The organism is Shimazuella alba, assembly GCF_009831235.1.
Classification (GTDB): domain Bacteria; phylum Bacillota; class Bacilli; order Thermoactinomycetales; family Thermoactinomycetaceae; genus Shimazuella; species Shimazuella alba.
In genome coordinates this window covers 1-868 of the sequence record NZ_WUUL01000041.1, presented here as the reverse complement: position 1 = coordinate 868, position 868 = coordinate 1, and the positions used below count along the sequence as shown (strand labels likewise).

1 protein-coding gene is annotated in these 868 nt (G+C 38.1%); it reads left to right on the top strand.

What is annotated here, in order from left to right; genetic code table 11:
- The first annotated feature begins 59 nt into the window (after positions 1–59).
- Positions 60–857 (top strand): IS5 family transposase, encoded by a 798-nt coding sequence (locus tag GSM42_RS20305; RefSeq protein WP_160803383.1) that lies wholly within the window; start codon positions 60–62, stop codon positions 855–857.
- Positions 858–868 lie beyond the last annotated feature (11 nt).

The window sequence follows — 868 nt, the reverse complement described above, 5'->3', positions numbered from 1 at the left end:
GAATTAGTGAATAAAAATAAGATATTGAAAATAGAGAAAATGCTACTAAACTGGAAAGTATGAGTAGACATGAATTATCCGATCATCAGTGGAAAAAGATACAAGAATATCTTCCGAAACCCCGAAATGGAAGAGGAAGACCAGAAGCAGACAGAAGACAAACTTTAAATGGGATCATTTATATTCTCAAAACAGGATGCGCTTGGGCAGATCTGCCCAAGCGTTTTGGCTCTTATGTCACTTGTTGGAGAAGGCATCATCACTATGTAAAGTTAGGAATTTGGGACCGAATTTGGAAGTTTTTATTAAGGGATTTACAGGAGAAAAAACTTATTCAACTGGATTGTGTTCATCTAGATGGAAGTTTTGTACCAGCAAAAAGAGGAGGATCGAAAGTCGGTAAAACCAAGATTGGGAAGGGTTCACAAGTCTTGAGTATCGTAGAAAATAAAAAAGGGCTTCCCATCGCCTTGTTAGTAGAAGATGCAAACCCTCACGAGATCAACTTTGCCGAGAAAATCGTAGAGAGAATTCGCATCCCTCAAAAACGGGGAGCACCTTTTAAAAAACCTAAGATACTTGTAGCAGATAAAGGATACAACAGTCAAGCCTTTCGTACTTTTTTGCAGAAAAAAGGCATTCTGACTCGGATTCCTTTCAAGAAAAATCAAAAACCAAAACGAGGAAGGAGACCAACGGATTTTGGAATCGTTTACAAACAGCGTTTTAAAGTGGAACGCTGTTTTGCTTGGATGGATAACTTCCGACGACTTGTCATTCGCTATGATCGATCTCCCCTTATGTACCAAGGGTTTTGTATTTTAGCATGTATTATTATGTGTCTACGGTATTTTTGAAATAGCTTCTA

What these genes read in the sequence shown, in the direction of transcription:
- GSM42_RS20305 (WP_160803383.1), top strand. Translation starts at nt 60, where the DNA reads ATGAGTAGACATGAATTATCCGATCATCAGTGGAAAAAGATACAAGAA.